We start from the raw sequence: 3,483 nt of genomic DNA on the forward strand, positions 1-3,483 counted from the left end.
TTTTTAAAAAAAGTATCCTTGCTACAAGAGGTGACACGCCATATGGCTGCTACTGTATGCAAGATACTGACATTTTCTCTAAGTAGATGTGATAAACTGCCAATTATTTTAAGTTTTTTTTCTTCTATATTAATTTTTTCGACCGTGTCATCTGTTTTTTCTATATCAATGTTTATTTTAGAATCAAGAGCAAGATCTAATACACTGAAAGCTTTTCCCAAATAGTTTGCAGAGGTGGTGTCTAAGTTAAGACTTTCTGACAAACGATAAAACAAGTCAATGAATGCACTGGAATTGCTGTGATTTAAAACTGTTAAAACATACTTTGCGTCATTTTTATTTAAACTAAACAAAACATCAAAAAATTTTCTCGGACTAACTTTTCCTAGAGCTGCTTTTAACGCTGTTGCCTCAGGAGTATTTCTGTTTAAAACATCGGAAAGTAATCTTTGAGAATTGGAACTATCTAAAAGCATTCTTGAAGCGTCGTCTTGATTCAGCGGCTCTGCCTCAAAAGGAATGCGACTTTCTGTAATATTATCTTTAGCATTAAGCATTTTTGCTAAGGAACGATCAAGCGCATCTGCCTTTGTGCACCAAGAATTAAGATCAGCTCTTTGAAGCTGAACTTCTTGAGACTGATTAGAAAAACCAGAATTAGATTGCTGGTTCTTATTACCAGGGGAAGCTTGAGCGACATTTTCAACAAAGCTGCCTCCAAAACTACTTAGTATTAAAACAAGTAAAAATTTTTGATTCATAAATAAAATTAGCTTTTTCTACTTGTTTATTTTAATACAAAATTAACAAAATTTCAAGACTTTATTTAATTTTTATGATCTAATTTCTGCGGACTGCGTTTGAGGAAATTTTTATTGAGAATTTTTTCAAAAATATGAATAACTATAACTCTTCTTTTGCTTTAATTCCCAAAAGTGCTAATCCTTGTTTCAAAACGATGGCTATAGCTTGAACCCATACTAAATTTTCTAAAGAACGCTCTTTCTCTTGCCTGTCTAAAAACCGAAGTTCTGCTTGATGATTTCCCTGTTGCCATACACCATGGAAACATTGCGCTAGTTTATAAAGACCTGAGCAAAGGATGTGAGGTTCTCTAGATTGAGCAGCATTGTCAACAAGACGGGGAAAATTTAACGCAAGTCCTATTCCTTCTTTATATTCTTTTCCCCAGGAACTGATTTTTATATCTCTCCACCATTCTTTTTCTGCAAGAAAGGGCCAAAGGTGTACCCCATGACGCAATACCGAACAACATCTTGCGTGCGCATATTGAATATAAAATATTCCATTGTCTTTTGTGCACGCTTTCATTTCTTGAATATCTAAATCAAAATGCGTATCTGCTTTTTTACTAACCATAAAAAATCTAAACGTATCTGCGTCGACGTACTGCAAAATATCTTGAATAGAAACAAAAGTTCCGGTACGTTTTGACATTTTTATGGGGCGTTTTTCAGAAAAAAATCTTACCATTTGACAACAAATCATCTCTAAATGAACAGAGTTTTCCGCTAAAGCTTCAATTGCACCTTTAAGACGCGTAACATGACCTATATGATCTGCTCCTAAAATGTCAATACAGATGTCAAATTTTCGGCGCACTTTATCCATATGATAGGCAAGATCGGCTGCAAAATAGGTCCAAGTACCATCAGGTTTGCAAAGCGCTCTATCTTGGGCGTCTCCCCACAAGGTCGTACGTAATAAAGGTAAAGGCTGACACTGGATGGAGGTTAGCGAATTATTGGATTTTGGAGCATCCATGATGCCTTCATAAACCCACCCCTTTTCTTTTAGCTTAGAAAAAACAGAATTTATTGCTCCATACTGATACAAAAAGCGCTCGCAAGTAAAAACATCATGACAAATATTTAATGCTTTTAGATCTTCTTGAATCAGATGCATAACGTGTTGTACCGAAAAAATACCAATATATGGCTCCCAAACTGATTCAGGAACATGAACCCATGCATCTTTTTCTTGTTCTACAAGGGTTTGTGCAATGTATTGGATATATTCTCCAGGATAAGATTGCAAGTCTTCTTGAGCGTACCCTAATAGCGTTTTGTATGCACTATAAACAGATTTTGCTAACAGTGAAATCTGGTTTCCTGCATCATTTACGTAATATTCCCGGGTTACTGTATACCCCGCGCTTTCCATGATGTTTGCTAAAACATCCCCTACTACGGCGCATCTTCCATGACCTACATGCAAAGGACCAGTGGGATTTGCAGAAACATATTCAATATTGACAGAAATTCTTTTTTCAGGATTTTGGCCGTATGTCTGAAAATTTTCTAAAATTTCTTTCGTCCATAGTCCCCATAAGCAAGGCTCTACTGTGATATTTACAAATCCTGATCCAGCAACTTCTGCTTTTTTTACTCCTTTGAAAGATTGAACATGGCCACAAATTCGCTGAGCAATATTTACAGGAGACTTTTTAAATTTTTTAGCCGCAGAAAAAGCTCCATGAGTGGTAAAATCTCCGTGGCTTCTTTGCGTTAAAAGAATAAAATCTAGTTCTATTCCATCGTAGCCTTCCTGGATTAATTGATTTTCTACCCAAGTTTTAAGTGCGAAAAGAAATTTTTCCATACACAAAAATAAAATTTTATATCTTTTAAGTGTAGCAGCTTTTAGTTTTAAACACTATGGCTTATTCTGTAAGAGTGCCATACATTTTAAACGAAAAGGCACGATAAAAACGAGCTAGCAATAAAGCAACCTAAGGAGTTTATACCAAATCCCATCACTAAATGCACAGAGATACAGACGTTTGAGGAAGAGCGTATAATATTATAATAAAATTATAAGGACAAAGAATGGCTTATGTGTCGAAATTAATAGAAGATTATGCTGTTGAATTTCTACCCCAAAGTTTAAAACGGATTGGAAAAGATGCTTTGTTGGGGGAAAAATTGCAGGCTGTAATAGCGAAAGTATACTAAATCAAGCTGAAAGTGTTGGACTAATGCGTTGAAAGTTTTCATTGACGCGCTCGACAAGATCCATGGCGATGTTGTCCCAGGTTTGGTCAAAAAAATACAGCATACTCTTGCAAAACTCTTTGGCAGAGACGAAAAATTGATTATTTCGCACATGTTCTTCGATGGGGGTATGGCATAAGTGTTAAAAGTGGTAGAGATAGATATTATGAGTATAAAATTTTAATTTTATAATGATGTATTGATATATGGTTAAAGAGACTAGGAAAACTTTACGATGTCAATAGATATAATAATAAAATCACCGGAGAATTACTATTCAAAGGTTTACTGAGATTAATACTCCTTGGCAAGAAAACTAGTTTAAGAATGTTAGAAAAGCTAATCAACCAAGGGTTTGGATCAATGCAAAGTGGCATTGAAGCGACATATAGTGGCATTTCAAAGCGGTTAAAAGTAATCAAATGGGAGTATTTTGAAGGAATATATAAAGATTTAGTGAGTAAGGTTG

The 3,483-nt window shown here is 35.1% G+C and carries 4 protein-coding genes; 2 read left to right on the forward strand and 2 right to left on the reverse strand.

What is annotated here, in order from left to right:
* Nucleotides 1-761 (reverse strand): hypothetical protein (locus K737_RS00335; RefSeq protein WP_035574615.1); only part of this gene is annotated, 761 nt, incomplete at its 3' end.
* Between the two features lie 142 nt (nucleotides 762-903).
* Nucleotides 904-2,622, reverse strand: a complete 1,719-nt coding sequence (argS, locus tag K737_RS00340) for an arginine--tRNA ligase (RefSeq protein ID WP_006298424.1) — start codon at nucleotides 2,620-2,622, stop codon at nucleotides 904-906.
* Between the two features lie 227 nt (nucleotides 2,623-2,849).
* On the opposite strand from argS, the gene K737_RS11305 reads away from it, so the two are divergent.
* Both K737_RS11305 and K737_RS10180 read left to right on the forward strand, forming a co-directional pair.
* Nucleotides 2,850-2,975, forward strand: a complete 126-nt coding sequence (locus K737_RS11305) for a hypothetical protein (RefSeq protein WP_023491156.1) — start codon at nucleotides 2,850-2,852, stop codon at nucleotides 2,973-2,975.
* Nucleotides 2,976-3,003: 28 nt separating this feature from the next.
* Nucleotides 3,004-3,153: a hypothetical protein gene (locus tag K737_RS10180; protein ID WP_023491158.1), complete on the forward strand. Its 150-nt coding sequence runs from the start codon at nucleotides 3,004-3,006 to the stop codon at nucleotides 3,151-3,153.
* Nucleotides 3,154-3,483 lie beyond the last annotated feature (330 nt).

Source organism: Holospora undulata HU1 (assembly GCF_000388175.3).
GTDB lineage: Bacteria > Pseudomonadota > Alphaproteobacteria > Holosporales > Holosporaceae > Holospora > Holospora undulata_A.